Genomic DNA, 18,643 nt, shown 5'->3' with positions numbered 1-18,643 from the left:
GGCGACCAGCCGCAACAGAAGGACACCACCATGGAACCGTCCACAACACCCGAAGTCATCGGCCTCGACGTCGGCAAAACCGGCCACCATGCCTGCGCGCCGACCAACACCGGCGAGAGAATTTACGACAAATCACTGCCCCCAAGACGAAGCCGCACGGCGCGAAATCTTCGCGTCCATGCAGGCCCACGGCAGCGTTCTCATGGTCGTCGATCAACCCAACACGATCGGCGCCCTGCCCATCGCCGTGGCCCGCGACTGCGGTTGCACGGTCGGAGACCTCCCCGACCTAGCCATGCGAAAAGCAGCCGATCTCTACCCTGGACGATCAAAAACCGACGGCCGGGATGCATTCATCATCGCCGACACCGCCCGCACCATGCCGCACACACTGCGGGCAGTCGACCGCGACGACGAGACACTAGCAGCGCTGAAGATGCTCGCCGGATTCCATGACGACATCGCCAAAGACGCCACGCGAACGAAAAACCGCCTTCGCAGCGTGCTCACACAGATTCACCCCGCACTCGAGCGCGTCGTTGCAGGCGAGATTCTCTCGCGCACGCTGGTGCTGGACTCGCTCATCCACTACGAAACCGAAATGGGCTGCCTGCAGTCGCAGGGCCAGTTCGACATCGTCAAGTCCATGGTCGACGAGGCCATCGAGTCCGGCGCCACCGTGCTGACCGGTGGTCGTCCTCGCCCGGATCTGGGGCCGCTGTTCTACGAGCCGACCGTGCTTACCGACGTCCCGGAGGGCGTCGCCCTGCTGACAAAAGAGGTATTCGGCCCGGTGGTAGTCCTCCAGCGCGTCTCGGATGTCCACGAGGCTATCGCCAAGTCCAACGATTCCCGTTATGGCCTCAACGCTTCACTGTGGACCTCCCCGCGTCGCGCAAAGGAGCTGGCTCCACAGCTTGAGGCCGGTACCGTCAATGTCAACGATGGTTTTGCTGCGGCCTTCGCGTCTGTCGATGCCCCGATGGGTGGTTTCAAGGATTCGGGTGTGGGCCGTCGTCAAGCAGCGGGCGGCCTGCTGAAGTACACCGATGAGCAGACAGTGACTGTGCAGCGCCTTTCCCCGGTGTCGATGCCGCAGATGCCGCGTGAGCTGTACTCGAAGGTGTTCAACATGGCACTTGTTCTCGGCAAGAAGTTCAACGTCCTGCCGTAATACGTGCGTAGCGCGTACAGATAGCAAAAGGCCAGGTCAGAAAACTCTCTGACCTGGCCTTTTGGTGCCCCCAGTGGGACTCGAACCCACACTGAACGGATTTTAAGTCCGCTGCCTCTGCCAATTGGGCTATAGGGGCCTGCCTGCGACCACTCCGAGTGACACACGACGTCCCCGCACGCGGTGACAGTGGTCGCGGAACGGCGCCCGGCACACGGGCGCCGGGTGGCGGGGATGGACGTGGCACCACCCGTGACGTGCGTGGGTGGGCACTCACGGATCATGCCCGGCGACCCGGGGAACCGCGGGTCACGCGGTCACGGGTGCACTACCGGGAATGGACTTCCTGGATCACAGAATGCACGGAAACGGCCCCCGACGCAAAAAAGGACCGCGGTGGATCACGGCCTCCCCGACCGGTCCGCGGACGGGTGCGGCCGGTCCACCCGGGAATCAGCCGGCCGTGGCCGTGCGCGTCACGACCGCGGAGAGCATTCCGTCGAGAATGTCCTTCTCACTGACCGTGATCTCGTCGATCCCCTGGGCGAGGAACTGGGAGGCGACGGCGTCGACGACGACCGCCCCGCCGCCGATGACGTCCGCGCGCCCGGGGTGCATGACCGGGTGGGCGCGCCGCTCCTCGACCGTCTGGTGGAGCAGCGTCCGCGCCGTCTCCCGCAGGTGGCCGAGTGGCAGCCGGCTGCGGTGGATCGCCGCGGCGTCGTAGTGGTCGAGCCCGAGCTCGATGGCGGCCAGCGTCGTCATCGTCCCGGCGACCCCGACGACCCGGGTGACCGACCGGAGGTCGACCTCCCGGTTGACCGTCGCGAGCAGCCCGTCGACGTACGCCCGCGCCGCGTCGACCTCGGCGTCCGTCGGCGGCACCGTGCGGAGGAAACGCTCGGTGAGCCGCACGCAGCCCATGTCCGCCGACCAGGACCGGTCGCCGTCGACGACGAACTCCGTCGACCCCCCGCCGAGGTCGATGACGCACACCGTCTCGTCCGTGAGGTCCCCGAGGTCGGCGACGGCCCCGGCGAAGGAGAACTGCGCCTCCTCCGTCCCGGACACGACCTCGGCGACCGCGCCCTCGCGGATCCGGCCGAGGTGACGGCGGGTGAGGGCGAAGAAGTCCTCCCGGTTCGCCGCGTCCCGGGTGGCGGACGTCGCCCCCATCATGACGTCGCTCACGCCGAGGTCGACCATGCGGTCGGTGTACGTGCCGAGGGCGGCGTCGACGCGTTCGAGGGCCTCGGGGGCGAACCGGCCGGTCGCGTCGACACCCTGGCCGAGGCGGACGATCGTGTTCTCGCGGGTGAGTTCGCGGAGGGTGCCGTCGGCCCGGACCTCGCTGACGAGGAGGCGGATGGAGTTGGTGCCGCAGTCGATGGCGGCGAGGACGCGGGGTGCGGTCACGGGACACTTCCTCTCACTGGTGGGTCCGGTCGCGTCAGGCGGCCGGGATGTCACTGCCGGTGTCGCGGCGGGTGCGGGGTCACTCCCGGGGGGGGACGACGCCCGGATGTCACTGCCGGTGTCGCGGCGGGTGCGGGGTCACTCCCGGGGGGACGACGCCGCCGCCACGGACGTGCCGAGGGAGGCGGACGTCGGCCAGTCCGCGGGGATCGCCGTCCCCGACAGGCCCGGGTTGTTCTCGACCGCGAGGGCCACCGCCTCGGTGCCGAGCCGCACGCGGTCCGGCCCCTCGGCGAGGGCGTAGGCGATGAGCACGTGGAGGCACTTCACCCGGTCGGGCATCCCCCCGCCGGAGAAGTCCGTGCCGAGGTCGTCGATGGCGTTGCGCTCGGCGAGGTAGTGCTCGTGGGCCGCCCGGTAGTCGGCGGCGAGCTCCGCGTCCTCACCGAGCCGGGCCTGCATCGTCCGCATCACGCCGGCGACCTCCAGCCGCGACGCCTCGGCGGTGAGCCGCTGGTCGGTGAGGTAGTACAGCGTGGGGAACGGGGTGCCGTCCGGCAGCGTCGGGGCGGTCTTCACGACGGCGGGCTGGCCGTCGGGGGTGCGGTAGGACACCTCCAGGGCCCCCCGCGGCGGGCGGCCCAGCTGGGAGCGCATGGTCTCGAGGTCGGCGTCACTGACGGGCATCGTCGGGTCTCCTGTCGGCGGTCTGCGTGTCGGCTCCCCGGCGCGGGGTGTCGCGGGCCGGGGTGTCCTGTCCCCCGGGGTCCGACTCGGCGGCCGTGCCGTCGTCCTCACCGGGTTGCGGGACGGTGGGGACCGGCAGGACGTGGCCGGGCCCGTGGCTGCCGTCACCGGGAGGGGCGTCCCCGCCGGCCTCGGCGGGCACGGCGACGGAGTCCCAGAGGCGGGTGTACCAGGGCTTGTTCTTCTCCGAGGGCAGCTCGGCCTCCCCCGGCGCCTGGCCGTCGGCGTCGGTCCCCCCGGACGAGATCCGGGGGTCGAGCAGCCGGAAGGAGGACTCCCCCGGCTCGATGAGCCCGAGGCGGGTCCGGGCCTGCTCGCGGACGTAGTCCTCGTTGCGGTACCGGTCGAGCTCGCTGCGCAGCTCGTCACGACGCTGCAGCTGGTCGGTGATCTGCTCGTTGATGTGCTGGAGCTCGGCCCGCTGCTGGAAGTAGTTCCGCAGCGGCGTCGCGACGGACAGCGCGAGGAAGGCGACGACGAGGAAGACGACGACCGCGGCGAGCGGGTTGACCCGGCGGGGCAGCGCGATGAACTGGCGCGCCGCGCGGCCCGGGGCCGCCTTCGCCCGGTCGCCCAGGCGCGCGCGGCGTTCCGTCGACCGCGGGCGGGGCAGCCCCCGTGAGCCCGTGTCACGGGTCCGGCGGGCCCGCCGGTCTGTCCGTGCGCGGTCGTTGTCAGCCATAGAGGGTGATTCTAGACCTGTCGGCCCGGAATCCTAGACCTCGAAACGCGGGAAGGCGGACGCCCCGGCGTACGTCGCCGCCCCCTCGAGGTACTGCTCGATGCGGAGCAGCTGGTTGTACTTGGCGACGCGCTCCGACCGGGCGGGGGCACCCGTCTTGATCTGGCCGCAGTTCAGCGCGACGGCGAGGTCGGCGATCGTCGTGTCCTCGGTCTCGCCGGAGCGGTGGGACATCATCGTCCGGTAGCCGTTGTTGTGGGCGAGGGAGACGGCGTCGAACGTCTCGGTGAGGGTGCCGATCTGGTTGACCTTCACGAGCAGGGCGTTGGCGACGCCCTTGTCGATGCCCTCGCGCAGCCGCTCCGGGTTCGTGACGAAGAGGTCGTCGCCGACGAGCTGCACCTTGTCGCCGATCTCGGCGGTGAGCTTCGCCCAGCCCTCCCAGTCGTCCTCGTGCAGCGGGTCCTCGATGGAGACGAGGGCGTAACGGTCGACGAGGTCGCGGTAGACCGCGGCCATCTCCTCGGCGGAGTGCGTCCCGCCCTCGAAGTGGTACACGCCGTCCTTGTAGAACTCGCTCGCCGCGACGTCGAGGGCGAGGGCGACGTCCTTGCCCAGGGTGTAGCCCGCCTCGGTGATCGCCTCGTTGATGAGGTCGAGGGCCGCCGTCGTGGACTCGACGGAGGGGGCGAACCCGCCCTCGTCGCCGAGGCCGGTCGACAGCCCCTTGCCCTTGATGACCTTCTTCAGCGTGTGGTAGACCTCCGCGCCGGTGCGCAGCGCCTCGCTGAAGCTCTCCGCGCCGATCGGGGCGATCATGAACTCCTGGACGTCGACCCCGGAGTCCGCGTGCGCGCCGCCGTTGAGGATGTTCATCATCGGCACCGGGAGCACGTGGGCGTTCGGGCCGCCGATGTAGCGGAAGAGCTGGAGCCCGGCCGACTCGGCGGCGGCCTTGGCGACGGCCATCGAGACACCGAGGACGGCGTTCGCGCCGAGCTTCGACTTGTTGTCCGTGCCGTCGAGCGCGATCATCGCGTTGTCGATGATGCGCTGGTCGTCCGCCTCGAGGCCGACCAGTTCGTCGTCGATGTCCTCGATGACGTTCCGCACCGCGGTGAGCACGCCCTTGCCCAGGTAGCGGTCGCCGCCGTCACGCAGCTCGTGGGCCTCGTGGACACCGGTCGACGCACCGGAGGGGACGGCCGCGCGGCCGATGCTGCCGTCGTCCAGGGCGACCTCGACCTCGACGGTCGGGTTTCCCCGCGAATCCAGGATCTCACGGGCGATGATCTGCATGATTTCAGCCATGCTGGGGCCTCCTCGGCTAACGACGGTGTCGGGCGGGCTGTCCCTGCCCATTGTCGGTGCCCATTCTGGCATGATCCGCAGCGGCACGTCGCCACCCCGCCTCTCCGGGGGCACACCCGGGCACGCGACCCCCGCGGGGGTCCCGGTGCCCCCGGGGTCAGGACGGCGGCTGGCCGACGGCGTAGTGCGCCGCGGCGTCGCGGACGTCGCCGATGTACACGCCCGACCGGTTGTACGAGGCCACGGCGTCGGTCCAGCCCTCGGGCGTCGCGAGGTCCCGGCCGTCGGCGCACAGCAGCCGGACGGCGGACGCCGCCGCGTCCTCGATGTTCTGCGGGTCCGCGACGTCGTCCCCCGAGGCGTCGATCCCGTACCGGGCCCACGATTCGGGGATGAACTGCAGCGGCCCGACGGCGCGGTCGTACTCCGGGTCACCGTCGAGGCGGCCGCCGTCGGTGTCCCGGATCTCCGCGAAGCCGGCGGAGCCGTCGAGGGCGGGGCCCACGATCGGGGGGCGGACGACGCCGTCGTCCCCGAGCTCGGCCGCCCCGAAGGTCACGCCGTCGTAGGTGCCGTGGCGGGTCTCGACGTAGCCGAGGCCGGCGAGCGTGTTCCACTGCAGGTGGCACTGCGGGCGGGAGCCGCGGGCGATGACGTCGGCGTTGCCGTAGGCCATGAGGGCCTCGACGGGGATGCCCGTGAGCTCCGACTGCCCCTCCGCCCAGTCGCGCAGCTGGAGGGCGGTACGCCCCGGGGCGTGGACGTCGATGGCCGGGGCGACGGCCCCCGGCGCCGGGGGGACGTCCCGGGGGACGAGGATGCGCGGCGTCGACTCCCGCTTCACGCCCGTGCCGACGACGAGCGCGCCGACGAGGACGATGACCGCGAGCAGGACGAGGACGACGGAGACGGTGCCGACGGCCGCCGACAGCCCGCCCGGGCGGTCCCGTGCCCCGCGCCGCGCGGGTCTCCGGTCCGTCACGCGGGCCCGTTCTCCCGGCAGAGGACCGCGTCGAGGGAGGCGACGCTGAGCTGCACGGTCAGCGGACGGGTGGCGTCGGACCCCCCGGCGACCTCCCCACCGTCACCGGCGGCGTCACCCTCCCCGGCCCCGATGATCCGCAGCTGGGCCATGTCCGGGTACGGCCGCTCGAGCACCTCGATGACCGCCCCGGGGAGGATCCCCTGCTGCTGGAGGTAGCGCAGGAGCGCGGGGTCCCGGTCGGACACCCGGTCGACGACGAGCCGGTCCCCCGTCGCGGCGTCGGTGAGGGGGACGACGGACGGGGCGGTGACGACGCCGTCGGCGTCGGGGATCGGGTCGCCGTGCGGGTCGCGGGCCGGGCGGCCCATCGCGGCGTCGATCCGCTCGATGAACAGGTCGGACACGGCGTGTTCGAGGACCTCGGCCTCGTCGTGGACCTCGTCGACCGCGTAGCCGAGCTCGCGCAGCAGGTAGGTCTCGAGGAGCCGGTGGCGACGGACCATCATGAGCGCGAGCCGACGCCCGTCGTCACTGAGGGTGATGTCCCCGTACGGGGCGTGGACGACGAGGCCGAGTGACACGAGGCGCTTGACGGCTTCGGAGGCGGTGGACGGTCGCTGACCCAGCTCCCGCGCGAGGTCGGTGAGTGAGGCACCGGCGCTCCCCCACTCCTGAAGGTCGTAGATCTTCTTGAGGTAGTCCTGCGAGCGATCAGGGAGGTCGGAGACGTGCATGCGGGACATTGTACGGAATCGACGGCCCGAAGCCTATGCACCAGCTGGGCCGTTGCCTGCCACCGGGAATGTTCTGATATGACTGGACATGATTTTCAATCGTCCGAAACTGACGTTTCATACCGGAGGTACATCATGGCCGACCACACCCACGCCCGGTCCCCGCTCGGGGTCCACGGCTCCCGCTCCCCCGCCACCGACGGCCCCCGCACCGCCGGCGGCCGCCGCGGCCGCCGGGCGGGCACCCGGGTCCTCGCCGGCACCCTCGCCGCCGCCCTCGCCGCCGGCACCCTCGTCGCCTGCGGCACCGGCGACGGGTCGACGCCCAGGGCCGGCGACCGGCCCACGGTCCTCGCGACCTTCACGATCCTCGCCGACATGACCCGCGAGATCGCCGGCGACGACGTCGAGGTCACCTCGCTCACCCGACCCGGGGCCGAGGTCCACGGCTACGACCCGAGCCCGCACGACATCGCCGCCGCCCACGACGCCGACGTCATCGTCGCCAACGGCCTCGGCCTCGAACACTGGCTCGACACCCTCACCGCGGACTCCGACGCGCCCCGCGTCACCGCGAGCGACGGCGTCACCCCGATCCCCATCGAGGGGTCCGACGACCCCAACCCCCACGCATGGATGAGCCCGCGCACCGCGCGGACCTACGTCGACAACATCGTCCGCGGCCTGTCCGAGCACATCCCCTCCGGCGCCGACGGCTTCCGGCAGCGCGGCGAGGCGTACGCCCGGCGGCTCGACACCCTCCAGGCCGACATGGAGACGGGGCTGTCCGCGCTCCCCCGCACCGAACGGGTGCTCGTGAGCTGCGAGGGGGCGTTCTCCTACCTCGCCCGCGACGCCGGCCTCCGCGAGGGCTACATCTGGCCCGTCAACGCCGACGGCGAGATCACCCCCGACCAGATCCGCCGCGCCGCCGACATCGTGCGGGACAACCACGTCCCGGCGGTGTTCTGCGAGTCCACCGTCGACCAGGGCCCGAAGCAGCAGCTCATGCGCGAGACCGGTGCGCGGGACGGCGGCACCCTGTACGTCGACTCCCTCACCGAGGCCGACGGCGCGGCCCCGACGTACCTCGACCTCGTGCACCACGACACGACGACGATCGTCGACGGGCTCACCGGCCGGCCGGCGGAGGCCCGGCGGTGACCGCGCACCCCTCCGCGGGGACGGCCGGACGCGGACGCGCGGCGTCGATCCCCCCGGAACCGGGACCGGCGACCACCCCGACCCCGCCCGCGGCCGTGACCGTCACCGACCTCTCCGTGAGCTACGGCGACGTCCGCGCCCTCGTCGACGTCTCGCTCCGGCTCGCCCCGGGGCGCGTCCACGGCCTCGTCGGCATGAACGGCTCCGGCAAGTCGACGCTGTTCAAGGCCCTCACGAACGCCGCGGACCTCGACCACGCGACCGTCACCGGCACCGTCGACGTCGACCGGCCCGCGTACGTCCCCCAGTCCGAGCACGTCGACTGGACCTTCCCCGTGAGCGTCCGCGACGTCGTCACCATGGGCCGCCGCGGGCACACCGGGATCCTCGGCCGACCGCGGGCCCGCGACCGCGCCGCCGTCGACGCCGCCCTCGCCCGCACCGGCCTCACCGACCTCGCCGGCCGCCAGATCGGCCGGCTGTCCGGCGGGCAGCGGCGGCGCGCGTTCGTCGCCCGCGGGATCGCGCAGGAGGCGGAGGTCATCCTTCTCGACGAACCCTTCGCCGGGGTCGACGCCGCGAGCCAGCGCGACGTCAGCGCGCTGCTGCGCGAACTGGCCGACGAGGGCCGCTGCATCCTCATCGCCACGCACGACCTGCCCTCCGTGCCCGCCCTCTGCGACACCGTCACGATGCTGCACCGCAGCGTCGTCGCCCACGGGGCGCCCGCCGAGGTCCTCACCCCGGAGACCCTCGTGCGCACCTTCGGCATGGACCCCACGGTGCCTGACGTGCCCGCCGACCCTGACGAGCCCGCCGGACCCGCCGACCCGACCCCGGCACCGCACCCCCGCACCGCGACCCCCACCGTTCCGCCGACCCCGGAGGAGACCCCGTGACCGACACCCTCACCGGAGCCCTGACCTGGCTCACGGAACCGTTCACCTTCGGCTTCATGCAGCGGGCCCTGCTCGTCGCGTCCGTCACCGCCGTCGTCGCCGGGGTCCTGTCGTGCTGGCTGATCCTCATCGGCTGGGCGCTGCTCGGCGACGCGGTGTCGCACGCGGTGCTGCCGGGGGTCGTCGTCGCCTACATCGTCGGCGTGCCCTTCGCCGTGGGCGCGCTCGTCGCCGCGGTCGTCGCCGTCGGGCTCGTCGGGACGGTGCGGGAGCGGACGACGCTGCGCGGCGACACGTCGATCGGCATCGTCTTCACCGCGCTGTTCGCCCTCGGCCTCGTCCTCGTGTCCGTCACCCCCTCCGGGACGAACCTCCAGGAGATCCTCTTCGGCAACCTGCTCGGCAGCTCCCGCGCGGCCGTCGTGCAGGTCGCGGTGTTCGGGGGTGTCGCGCTCGTCGTCATGCTCCTGCGGCGGCGGGACATCACCCTCTGGGCGTTCGACGCCGCCCATGCGCGGTCCGTCGGCGTCCGCACGGGGGCCGTCCGGTGGACGGTGCTCCTCGCCCTCGCGCTCGTCGTCGTCGCGTCGATGCAGGCAGTGGGCGTCATCCTCGTCGTCGCCATGCTCATCACCCCCGGCGCGACGGCCTACCTGCTCACGCAGCGGATCGGGCGGATGCTCGTCATCGCGCCGCTCGTGGCGTGGGTGAGTTCCGTCGCCGGGATATGGCTGAGTTTCCGGCTCGACGTCTCGACGGGCGGGACGATCGTCCTCGTCCAGGCGGCGGTGTTCACCGTCGTGTGGACCCTCGGCCCGCGCGAGGGGCTGGTCCCCACCGCCGTGCGGCGCCGGCGACGGGCCGCGCGCCGGCCGGGGGCGGCGGTCCCGGCCGCCTCCGGCGGGGTCCCCGACCCGGCCTGAGCGGGCGGCCGCTCAGCTCCCCGCGCCGGCGGTGCCCGCTGTACCGGCCGGGCCGGGTGTGCCCTCGGTGCCGGTGGTGCCGTGTGCGCCGGTGGTGCCGGCCGTGTCCGCCGCGCTCCCCGCCCGGTCCCGGAGCACCGTGCGGAACTCCTCGACCGCCGCGACGAGCCGCCGGTCCGCGTCACCGACGCGGTCCCGCTCGAAGCCCACCGCCGGGAAGCGGATCTCCCCGGGGATGTCCCCGTCACTGAGCCCGAGGCCGCGCGCCTCGCGGATGACCTGCTCCGCGGCCGCGAGCGCCGACTCCTCCCGGTCGCCGTCGACCCCGACCTGCTCCCGCAGGGCGTCGCGGGCGGCCGCGGCGGCCCCCGGCTCCCCGTCGTCGCCGTCGACCCCGAGGCCACCGGCGCGGGACGCCCGCTCGCGCGCCTCCCGCTCCTTCCCCCGCGCCCACAGGTCGTTCTGCTCCGCCGCGGTGACGGGGCGCTCGACGTCCTCGAACAGGTACGGTGCCCGCGACCGCAGCTTCGCGACGAACGCCCCCGCGACATGGCCGATGTCGAAGGCGCCGCGCCGGTTCGCGATCTCCGCGTGGAACAGCACCTGGAGCAGGACGTCCGCCAGTTCCGTGCAGAGCTCCTGCTCGAGCCACCGGTCGACGCGCACCTGCCCGCCGTGCTCACCGCGCGGGGCGGCGTCGTCCCCCGCCGCAGCCTCCCACAGGGCGACGACCTCGGCGAACTCCTCCGTCTCCTCCCGGAGGTGACGGACGAGGTCACCGTGGGACATCGACTGCTCCCACTCCCCCTGCCGGAGCGCCCGGGCCATGAGCGCCACCGCGTCCTCGATCTCGTCCATGACGGACGCCGGGACGTCCGTGCGCGTCGTCCGCCGCAGCCCGGCGACGGCGACCGTGTGCTCGTCCGTGCCGACGATCTGGCCGTCGACGACCCCGCCCCCGGACACCGTCACCGGGTCGGACGACCCCGCCGGGGCCTCGAGCTCCCAGTCCGGCTCCAGGTGGACGAGCAGCGACGGGGCCGTGACGAGGTCGTCGCCCCGCTCCAGGCGCTCCTCGACGAGTTCGTGCTCGAGATCCGTCGTCACGAGGACGTCGGACTCCTCGACCGTGTGGCCGCCGAGATCGGCGATGATCCACCGCACCCGGACCGGGACCTCCTCCGTGTAGGAGACGTCGCCGCCGAGGAGCTGCACGGCGTCGACGGGGATCATCGCGGGGAACCGGGGATCGAGCAGAACGACAGACATGGGAGGCAGTCTACCCGGTGGCCCCCCGCGTCACCGGTCGGCGGGAGCCCCCGCGACCTGCCGTCGCGGCAGCCCCGCGAGGTCCGTGAGCATGTCCGCGCACCACTGGACCAGCTCGTCGTCCCGCAACGGCACCACCCGCATCCCCTGCCCCTTCCGCGGCGCCGGGACGAGCACGACCTTCGTCGTCGCCCGGTACACCCCGGCGGGGAACAGCCGCTTGAGCCGCACCTGCCCCGAATCCTGCAGGTCCACCGGGCTCACGCTGATCTTCGACCCCGTCGCGACGAGCTCGTGGACCCCGAGGTCCCGGCACAGCATCCGCAACCGGGCGATGACCGTCAGCCGGTGCACCTGCTCCGGCGGCTCGCCGTACCGGTCCCGCAGCTCGGCCATGACCTGCTCCACGGCGTCGTCGTCCTCCGCCTCGGCGAGCTTCCGGTACGCCTCCAGGCGGAGCCGTTCACTCGCGACGTACTCCACCGGGATGTGCGCGTCGACGGGCAGGTCGATGCGGATCTCCTTCTTCTCGTCCTCCGTCCCGTCGACGGGCTCGCCGTCGGCGAGGGCCCGGAACGCCTCCACCGCCTCGCCGACGAGGCGGACGTACAGGTCGAAGCCGACGCCGGCGATGTGCCCCGACTGCTCCGCGCCGAGGACGTTGCCGGCACCGCGCATCTCGAGGTCCTTCATCGCCACGGCCATGCCCGCGCCGAGGTCGTTGTTCTCCGCGATGGTCGTCAACCGGTCGTAGGACGTCTCCGTCAGCGTCTCCCCCTTCGGGTAGAGGAAGTAGGCGTACCCGCGCTCACGGGACCGCCCCACCCGACCCCGCAGCTGGTGCAGCTGGGACAGGCCCATGTGGTGAGCGTTCTCGACGATGAGGGTGTTCGCGTTGGCGATGTCCAGACCGGTCTCGACGATCGTCGTGCACACGAGGACGTCGAACTCCCGGTCCCAGAACCCCTGGACCGTCGTCTCGAGCTGCTCCTCACTCATCTGGCCGTGGGCGACGACCACCCGGGCCTCCGGGACGAGTTCCCGCAGGGACGCGGCGGTGTCCTCGATCGTGCGCACCTTGTTGTGCACGTAGAAGACCTGGCCGTCGCGGAGCAGCTCGCGCCGGATCGCCGCGGCGACGTGCCGGTCGTCCTTCGGCCCGACGTAGGTGAGCACCGGGTGGCGGTCCTCCGGCGGGGTGAGGATCGTCGACATCTCCCGGATGCCGGCCATCGACATCTCCAGGGTGCGCGGGATGGGCGTCGCGGACATCGTGAGGACGTCGACGTGCGTCCGCAGCGACGTGATGTGCTCCTTGTGCTCGACGCCGAAGCGCTGCTCCTCGTCGACGACGACGAGCCCCAGGTTCTTCCAGCTCACCCCCGTCTGGAGCAGCCGGTGGGTGCCGATGACGATGTCGACCGTGCCGTCCGCGAGCCCGCGGATGACCTCCTTCGACTCCGCCGGGGTCGTGAACCGGGACAGCTCCCGGATCGTCGTCGGGAAGTCCTGCATCCGCTCGGTGAACGTGCGGAAGTGCTGCTGGGCCAGCAGCGTCGTCGGCGCAAGGACGGCGACCTGCTTCCCCGACTGCACGGCCTTGAACGCCGCCCGCACCGCGACCTCGGTCTTGCCGTAGCCGACGTCACCGACGATGACCCGGTCCATCGGCACCGGCTTCTCCATGTCGGCCTTCACCGCCTCGATGGCGTTGTACTGGTCCTCCGTCTCGGTGAACGGGAAGGCCTCCTCCATCTGCCGCTGCCACGGGCTGTCCGGGGCGAAGGCGTACCCGGGGGCCGCCTGCCGCGCCGCGTAGAGCTGGACGAGTTCGCCGGCGATCTCCCGCACCGCGCCCCGGGCCTTGCGCTTGGCGTTCTTCCAGTCCGCCCCACCCATCTTCGACAGCGCGGGCTTCTCCCCGCCGACGTACCGCGACAGCATGTCGAGCTGGTCCATCGGCACGTAGAGCTGGTCGCCCGGCCCGCCCCGCTTCGACGGCGCGTACTCGAGGACGAGGTACTCCCGGCGGGAGGCGTCCGGCCCCTTGCCGACCGTCCGCTCGGTCATCCGGACGAACCGGCCGATGCCGTGCGAGTCGTGGACGACGAGGTCGCCCGGGCTGAGGTCGAGGGGGTCGACGCGGTTCCGCTTGCGCGCGGGACGCTTCCGCCCCGTGGCCTGCGCGTCCACCCGGTTGCCCGTGACGTCCGTCTCCGTGATGACGAGCAGGTCACCGTCCTCGCCGCGGCGGGGGAAGTCCAGGCCCGCGTGGACGACCGCCCGGTACAGGCTCACCGTCCCCGCCGCCGGGGCGTCCGCGGCGGTGCCCCGCGCGTGGCGGTGACGGCCCTCCCCGCGCAGCCCGCTGAGGTCGACGTCGACAACCTCGACCGGGATCCCCGCCTCGGCGAACCGGCGGTACATGCGCGCCACCACCGTCGGCGTCGGCGCGACGTAGGCGACGCGCCCGCCGGCGGCGACCCGCTCCCGGACCGTCCCCATCATCGCCCCGATGGCCTCGAGGTCGCCGTGCGGCCGGGGCGCCGGAGCGTAGTCCAGTTCGAGGGCCTCGGCGTCGAAGCCCTCCTCCGCGTCGGACACGCCGGTCGGCGACAGGGTCCACCACGGGCGGCCGAGCCGGTCCTGGGTCGCCCGGAGCGCGTCGACCGTGCGGTACGCCGACGTGTCGACGTTCTCCCCGTCCGCGTCGAGGGCGGCGACGTCGACCGGCGCCGACCCTCCCATCGCGGCGACCTCCCACCCGGCGCGGAGGAACTCCGCCCCGGTCGCCCGCAGGTCCTCCGCCCGGCGCGCCACGGCCGCCGGCGCGACGACGACGGTGTGCGTGCCCTCCGGCATGAGTTCCGGCAGCGTCACCATCCGCCCCCGGAACAGCACCGGGATGAGGGACTCCATGCCCTGGACCGCCTGCCGCTGGCTGATCGCGTGGAGCATGTCCGCGAGCTCCGGGTTGCCCGCGTGCTCCCGCGCGAGCTCCCCGGCGCGGCGGGCGACGTCCTCGCCGAGCAGCAGTTCCCGGCACGGGTAGATGTCGACGGTCCCCGGCGTGACGTCCGGCACCGTCCGCTGGTCCCCGACGGAGAACACGCGGATCTCGCTGACCTCGTCGCCCCAGAAGTCGACGCGCACCGGCATCTCCGCGGTGCCGGGGAAGACGTCGATGATCCCGCCGCGGGTGGCGAACTCGCCCCGCTTCCCGACGACGTCGACGTGCGTGTACCCGATCTCGACGAGGCGCTCCCGCAGCCCCGCGAAGTCGACCTCCGCCCCCTCGGCGAGGTGCACCGGTTCGACGTCGCCGAGGCCCTCCATGACCGGCTGCACGACCGACCGCGTGGGGGCGACGACGACCCGCGGCCCCGCCGCCGCGCCGGACCGCGCGCCGGCGAGCCGCCGCAGGACCCGCATCCGCCGGGACACGGTCTCCACGCCGGGCGACAGCTTCTCGTGCGGCAGGGTCTCCCACGAGGGGAACATGTCCACCGTGTCCCCGAGCATCGACCGCAGCTCGGCGGTGAGGTCCTCCGCCTGCCGCCCGGTCGCCGTGACGACGAGCACCGGGGCGTGCTGCGCCAGCACCCCCAGGGCGAAGGGTCCGACGCCGTCCGGGCCGCGGAGCGCCAGCCGGCTCTCCCCGACGTGCGTGACGAGGCCGCGGAGCTTCGTGTCCTTCGCCGCCGCGGCGAGGACCCCGGACAGCGGGGGCGCGGCCGGACCGGGGTCGGCCGGGGCGGACGGGGTCTGCGGGTCCGGGGTCTGCGGTCCCGGGGTGCGTGAGGGGCTGGCGGAGCTCATGGGTGCACAGTCTAACGACGGGCCGGACGGTGACCCGGCGGGGTGACCGCCGGGCGACGGGGGTCGGCCGGGGTCACGGGGTGAGGTAATGTGTCCCGCGCGGAACCGCCCGCCGCGCCCGGACCCGTCCGGCGCCGCCGGGACGGGGCTCGACGCCCCGGGCTCCGCGGTCCCCCATGGTGTAATTGGCAACACTCCGGTTTTTGGTACCGTCATTCCAGGTTCGAGTCCTGGTGGGGGAGCTCACGCACGGGGGCACGCGAGGTTGCGGCGGGGTCGCGGCGGGGGCCGGCGCGGGGACCGTGACAGGCCGCCGGCCGGGCGCGGCGGCCGGGACGCGCGGGGCGGGTCACCACCGCCGGGGAATCCGCGACGGGGATTAGAGTGGTCGGGAACGGCCGGACCGGCGGCGGCCCGCCCGGCAGGGCGCGGCGTCCGGGCCGGACCCCGGAGCCGTGTCCCGGGCCACCGCGTCCACGACAGCGTCGAGAAGAAAAGAGCAGTAACCCGTGACCAGCAGCACCGACAGCACCGGCGACCCCGAGACCACCCGGACGGACGGTCCCGGCACCACCGCAGGCACCGCAGCGACCACCCCGACCTCCCCGGCGACCCCGGGGGCCCCGGACCCGACGGACCCGACGGACACCCCGCCCGGCCCGGTCGCGGTCGTCGTCCTCGCCGCCGGTGCCGGCACCCGCATGAGGTCCGCCACCCAGAAGACGCTCCACGAGATCGGCGGGCGGAGCCTGCTGTCCCACAGCCTCCACGCCGCGGCGGGCCTGCACCCGGAGACCGTCGTCGCGGTCGTCGGCCACGGCCGTGACCAGGTTGAACCCGCCGTGCACGCCGTCGCCGGCACCCTCGCCTGCCCGGTCGCCGTCGCCGTCCAGGAGGAGCAGAACGGCACGGGCCACGCGGTGCAGTGCGGCATGACCGCCCTCGAGGGCTTCGAGGGCACCGTCATCGTCACGAACGCCGACGTGCCGCTGCTCACGTCGGAGACCCTCGCCGACCTCCACCGGGCGCACACCGCGATCCCCACCGCGGTGACCGTCCTCACCACCCGCATCCCGGACCCGACGGGCTACGGCCGCATCATCCGCAACGTCGAGGGCGAGGTCACCGCCATCGTCGAGGAGAAGGACGCCACGCCGGAGCAGCGCGAGGTCGACGAGGTCAACTCCGGCGTCTTCGCCTTCGACGCGACGCTCCTCCGCGCCGCGCTGGGCCGGCTGCGCACGGACAACGCGCAGGGCGAGCTGTACCTCACCGACGTGCTCGCGATCGCCCGCGGCGACGGCCACCCCGTCCGCGCGCACCGGGCGGACGACCACCGGGAACTCGCCGGGGTCAACGACCGGGTGCAGCTCGCCTCGGCCGGGGCGGAGCTCAACCGGCGCACGGTCGAGGCCGTCATGCGGGGCGGGGCGACCGTCGTCGACCCCGCGACGACGTGGATCGACGTCGACGTCACCGTCGGGCAGGACGTCACCGTCCACCCCGGCACCCAGTTGCGGGGGTCGACGACCGTCGGTGACCGGTGCGAGATCGGCCCGGACACGACGCTGCTCGACGTCACCGTCGGCGCGGACTCCAGTGTCGTGCGGGTCCACGCGCACGGCGCCCGGATCGGCGAGCGCGCGCAGGTCGGCCCCTACACGTACCTGCGGCCCGGCACGGTCCTCCACGACGAGGGCAAGCTCGGCGGGTTCGTCGAGACGAAGAACGCCGAGATCGGGCGCGGGTCGAAGGTCCCGCACCTCACCTACGTCGGCGACGCGACGATCGGCGAGTACTCGAACATCGGGGCGTCGAGCGTCTTCGTCAACTACGACGGCGTGACCAAGCACCACACGACCGTCGGCAACCACGTCCGCACCGGGTCGGACACGATGTTCATCGCCCCCGTCACCGTCGGCGACGGCGCGTACTCCGGGGCCGGGACGGTCATCAAGGACGACGTCCCGCCGGGGGCGCTCGCCGTGTCCGGGGGCCGGCAGCGCACCATCGAGGGGTGGGTGCAGCGCCGCCGCCCGGGCACGCCCCCGGCCGAGGCCGCCGCGGCCGCGCTCGCCGCCCGGGGGGACGGTGCCGGAGCCGGTACCGGCGACGACGACCCGGCCGCCGGCACGCCCGGCGACGACGACACGGCGGCCGGCGACCGCTGACCGGCCGGCGCCGCCCGCCGTGCGCGGGGTCCCCTGCTCTTTGTCGGGGAACCGCTGCGGCGCATAACATGGTCCCCGGTCGCCACCCGCCGACGCCGGGCTGCACCCCGGTCCACGGCGGCGACGTGGCGGCGCGACCCCACCGAAGACCGCAACTGCACGCATAGCCGGAAGGGCCCTACACGTGTCCACCACGCATTGGATCGACAACCAGAAGAACCTCATGCTGTTCTCCGGTCGCGCTCACCCCGCCCTGGGTGACGCCGTGGCCAAGGAACTGGGGATCGAGGTGACACCGACGACCGCGCGTGACTTCGCCAACGGCGAGATCTTCGTCCGCTTCGAGGAATCCGTCCGCGGCTCCGACGCCTTCGTGCTGCAGTCCCACCCGCAGCCGCTGAACAAGTGGGTCATGGAACAGCTCATCATGATCGACGCGCTCAAGCGCGGGTCCGCCAAGCGCATCACCGCCGTCCTGCCGTTCTACCCCTACGCCCGGCAGGACAAGAAGCACCGCGGGCGTGAGCCGATCTCCGCCCGCCTCATCGCCGACCTGCTCAAGGCCGCCGGCGCGGACCGCATCGTCTCGGTGGACCTCCACACCGACCAGATCCAGGGCTTCTTCGACGGCCCGGTCGACCACATGCACGCCATGCCGATCCTCACGGACTACGTCAAGGACAAGTACGACCTCGACAACATCTGCGTCGTCTCCCCCGACGCCGGCCGGGTGAAGGTCGCCGAGAAGTGGGCGTACGTCCTCGGCGGCGCCCCGCTGGCGTTCATCCACAAGACCCGCGACATCGACGTCGCCAACCAGGTCAAGGCCAACCGGGTCGTCGGTGACGTCAACGGCCGCACGTGCGTGCTCCTCGACGACATGATCGACACCGGCGGCACGATCGCCGGCGCCGTCCGGGTGCTCCGGGAGGCCGGTGCGGGCGACGTCATCATCGCCACCACGCACGGCGTGTTCTCCGACCCGGCCCGCGAGCGCCTGACGGCCTGCGGTGCCCGGGAGGTCATCACGACGGACACGCTCCCGCAGTCCACCGAGGGCTGGGACAACCTCACGGTGCTGTCCATCGCCCCGCTGCTGGCGAAGACGATCCACGAGATCTTCGAGAACGGCTCCGTCACGACGCTGTTCGAGTAGCACGGCCGGCCCCGTCCCCGTCCCCGTCCCCGTGACAGGTCGGGGCCCGCGCCACCCGCCGCGCCGGGAGGTCGCATCCGGGGGCCGCGCCCGCACCAGGCCCGCGCCGGGGGGCACCGGATTTCCGGGCGGCTCCCCCACCCTGGTAACGTGCCCCCTGTCTCGGCGAGGGTCGGCACCTGCTGACCGTTAT

14 protein-coding genes, 2 tRNA genes and 1 pseudogene are annotated in these 18,643 nt (G+C 72.8%); 8 read left to right on the top strand and 9 right to left on the bottom strand.

Annotated elements, in window-relative coordinates; all coding sequences use genetic code 11:
• Positions 1-30 precede the first annotated feature (30 nt).
• A pseudogene (locus CBOVI_RS03410) lies at positions 31-583 on the top strand (IS110 family transposase); the annotation flags it as partial.
• A gap of 18 nt (positions 584-601) precedes the next feature.
• The gene (locus CBOVI_RS03405) at positions 602-1,174 is read left to right on the top strand and encodes an aldehyde dehydrogenase family protein (RefSeq protein WP_232625999.1); all 573 of its coding nucleotides are present in this window, start codon (positions 602-604) and stop codon (positions 1,172-1,174) included.
• 62 nt (positions 1,175-1,236) lie between these two features.
• Here the strand turns inward: CBOVI_RS03405 and CBOVI_RS03400 are convergent.
• The 7 genes from CBOVI_RS03400 to CBOVI_RS03370 all read right to left on the bottom strand — a co-directional run bounded on the left by CBOVI_RS03400 (position 1,237) and on the right by CBOVI_RS03370 (position 7,049).
• Positions 1,237-1,313, bottom strand: a tRNA-Leu gene (locus CBOVI_RS03400).
• Between the two features lie 314 nt (positions 1,314-1,627).
• Entirely contained in the window at positions 1,628-2,590 is a 963-nt protein-coding gene (locus tag CBOVI_RS03395; RefSeq protein WP_010267304.1) for a Ppx/GppA phosphatase family protein, read from the bottom strand.
• A 138-nt stretch (positions 2,591-2,728) separates the two neighbouring features.
• Positions 2,729-3,277, bottom strand: a complete 549-nt coding sequence (locus CBOVI_RS03390) for a DUF501 domain-containing protein (protein ID WP_010267299.1) — start codon at positions 3,275-3,277, stop codon at positions 2,729-2,731.
• The gene (locus tag CBOVI_RS03385; RefSeq protein ID WP_010267297.1) at positions 3,264-4,019 is read right to left on the bottom strand and encodes an FtsB family cell division protein; all 756 of its coding nucleotides are present in this window, start codon (positions 4,017-4,019) and stop codon (positions 3,264-3,266) included. Before CBOVI_RS03385 ends, CBOVI_RS03390 begins: the two co-directional genes overlap by 14 nt.
• Positions 4,020-4,052: 33 nt before the next feature.
• Complete coding sequence (eno, locus tag CBOVI_RS03380) at positions 4,053-5,330, bottom strand: phosphopyruvate hydratase (protein WP_010267294.1); 1,278 nt, start codon at positions 5,328-5,330, stop codon at positions 4,053-4,055.
• Between the two features lie 157 nt (positions 5,331-5,487).
• Positions 5,488-6,312, bottom strand: coding sequence for a lytic transglycosylase domain-containing protein (locus CBOVI_RS03375; protein ID WP_010267293.1), 825 nt, complete (start codon positions 6,310-6,312; stop codon positions 5,488-5,490).
• Entirely contained in the window at positions 6,309-7,049 is a 741-nt protein-coding gene (locus tag CBOVI_RS03370) for a metal-dependent transcriptional regulator (protein ID WP_010267291.1), read from the bottom strand. The genes CBOVI_RS03375 and CBOVI_RS03370 overlap by 4 nt, the downstream gene beginning before the upstream one ends.
• A gap of 135 nt (positions 7,050-7,184) precedes the next feature.
• On the opposite strand from CBOVI_RS03370, the gene CBOVI_RS03365 reads away from it, so the two are divergent.
• From CBOVI_RS03365 to CBOVI_RS03355, 3 genes are read left to right on the top strand one after another with little or no spacing between them, the layout of a single operon-like run.
• Entirely contained in the window at positions 7,185-8,213 is a 1,029-nt protein-coding gene (locus CBOVI_RS03365) for a metal ABC transporter substrate-binding protein (protein ID WP_125187116.1), read from the top strand.
• Between the two features lie 47 nt (positions 8,214-8,260).
• Complete coding sequence (locus CBOVI_RS03360; RefSeq protein ID WP_183273664.1) at positions 8,261-9,112, top strand: metal ABC transporter ATP-binding protein; 852 nt, start codon at positions 8,261-8,263, stop codon at positions 9,110-9,112.
• A 56-nt stretch (positions 9,113-9,168) separates the two neighbouring features.
• A complete protein-coding gene (locus CBOVI_RS03355) occupies positions 9,169-10,035 on the top strand; it encodes a metal ABC transporter permease (protein WP_125187195.1) in 867 nt (288 codons plus the stop codon).
• A 12-nt stretch (positions 10,036-10,047) separates the two neighbouring features.
• Here CBOVI_RS03355 and CBOVI_RS03350 read toward each other — a convergent pair whose 3' ends face one another.
• Positions 10,048-11,304 (bottom strand): MazG nucleotide pyrophosphohydrolase domain-containing protein, encoded by a 1,257-nt coding sequence (locus CBOVI_RS03350; RefSeq protein ID WP_183273655.1) that lies wholly within the window; start codon positions 11,302-11,304, stop codon positions 10,048-10,050.
• A 30-nt stretch (positions 11,305-11,334) separates the two neighbouring features.
• On the bottom strand, positions 11,335-15,123 hold the full coding sequence (gene mfd, locus CBOVI_RS03345; RefSeq protein WP_010268743.1) for a transcription-repair coupling factor: 3,789 nt from the start codon (positions 15,121-15,123) through the stop codon (positions 11,335-11,337).
• A 170-nt stretch (positions 15,124-15,293) separates the two neighbouring features.
• Between mfd and CBOVI_RS03340 the strand changes: the two genes are divergently transcribed.
• The 3 genes from CBOVI_RS03340 to CBOVI_RS03330 all read left to right on the top strand — a co-directional run bounded on the left by CBOVI_RS03340 (position 15,294) and on the right by CBOVI_RS03330 (position 18,450).
• Positions 15,294-15,365, top strand: a tRNA-Gln gene (locus tag CBOVI_RS03340).
• 267 nt (positions 15,366-15,632) lie between these two features.
• Positions 15,633-17,294, top strand: coding sequence for a bifunctional UDP-N-acetylglucosamine diphosphorylase/glucosamine-1-phosphate N-acetyltransferase GlmU (gene glmU / locus CBOVI_RS03335; RefSeq protein ID WP_276528015.1), 1,662 nt, complete (start codon positions 15,633-15,635; stop codon positions 17,292-17,294).
• Positions 17,295-17,478: 184 nt separating this feature from the next.
• On the top strand, positions 17,479-18,450 hold the full coding sequence (locus CBOVI_RS03330) for a ribose-phosphate diphosphokinase (protein ID WP_010272816.1): 972 nt from the start codon (positions 17,479-17,481) through the stop codon (positions 18,448-18,450).
• The last annotated feature ends 193 nt before the right edge of the window (positions 18,451-18,643 follow it).

It is taken from the genome of Corynebacterium bovis DSM 20582 = CIP 54.80, assembly GCF_030408615.1.
GTDB lineage: Bacteria > Actinomycetota > Actinomycetes > Mycobacteriales > Mycobacteriaceae > Corynebacterium > Corynebacterium bovis.
The sequence above is the reverse complement of the archived record's forward strand: the minus strand, read 5'-3'. Positions and strand labels throughout refer to the sequence as shown.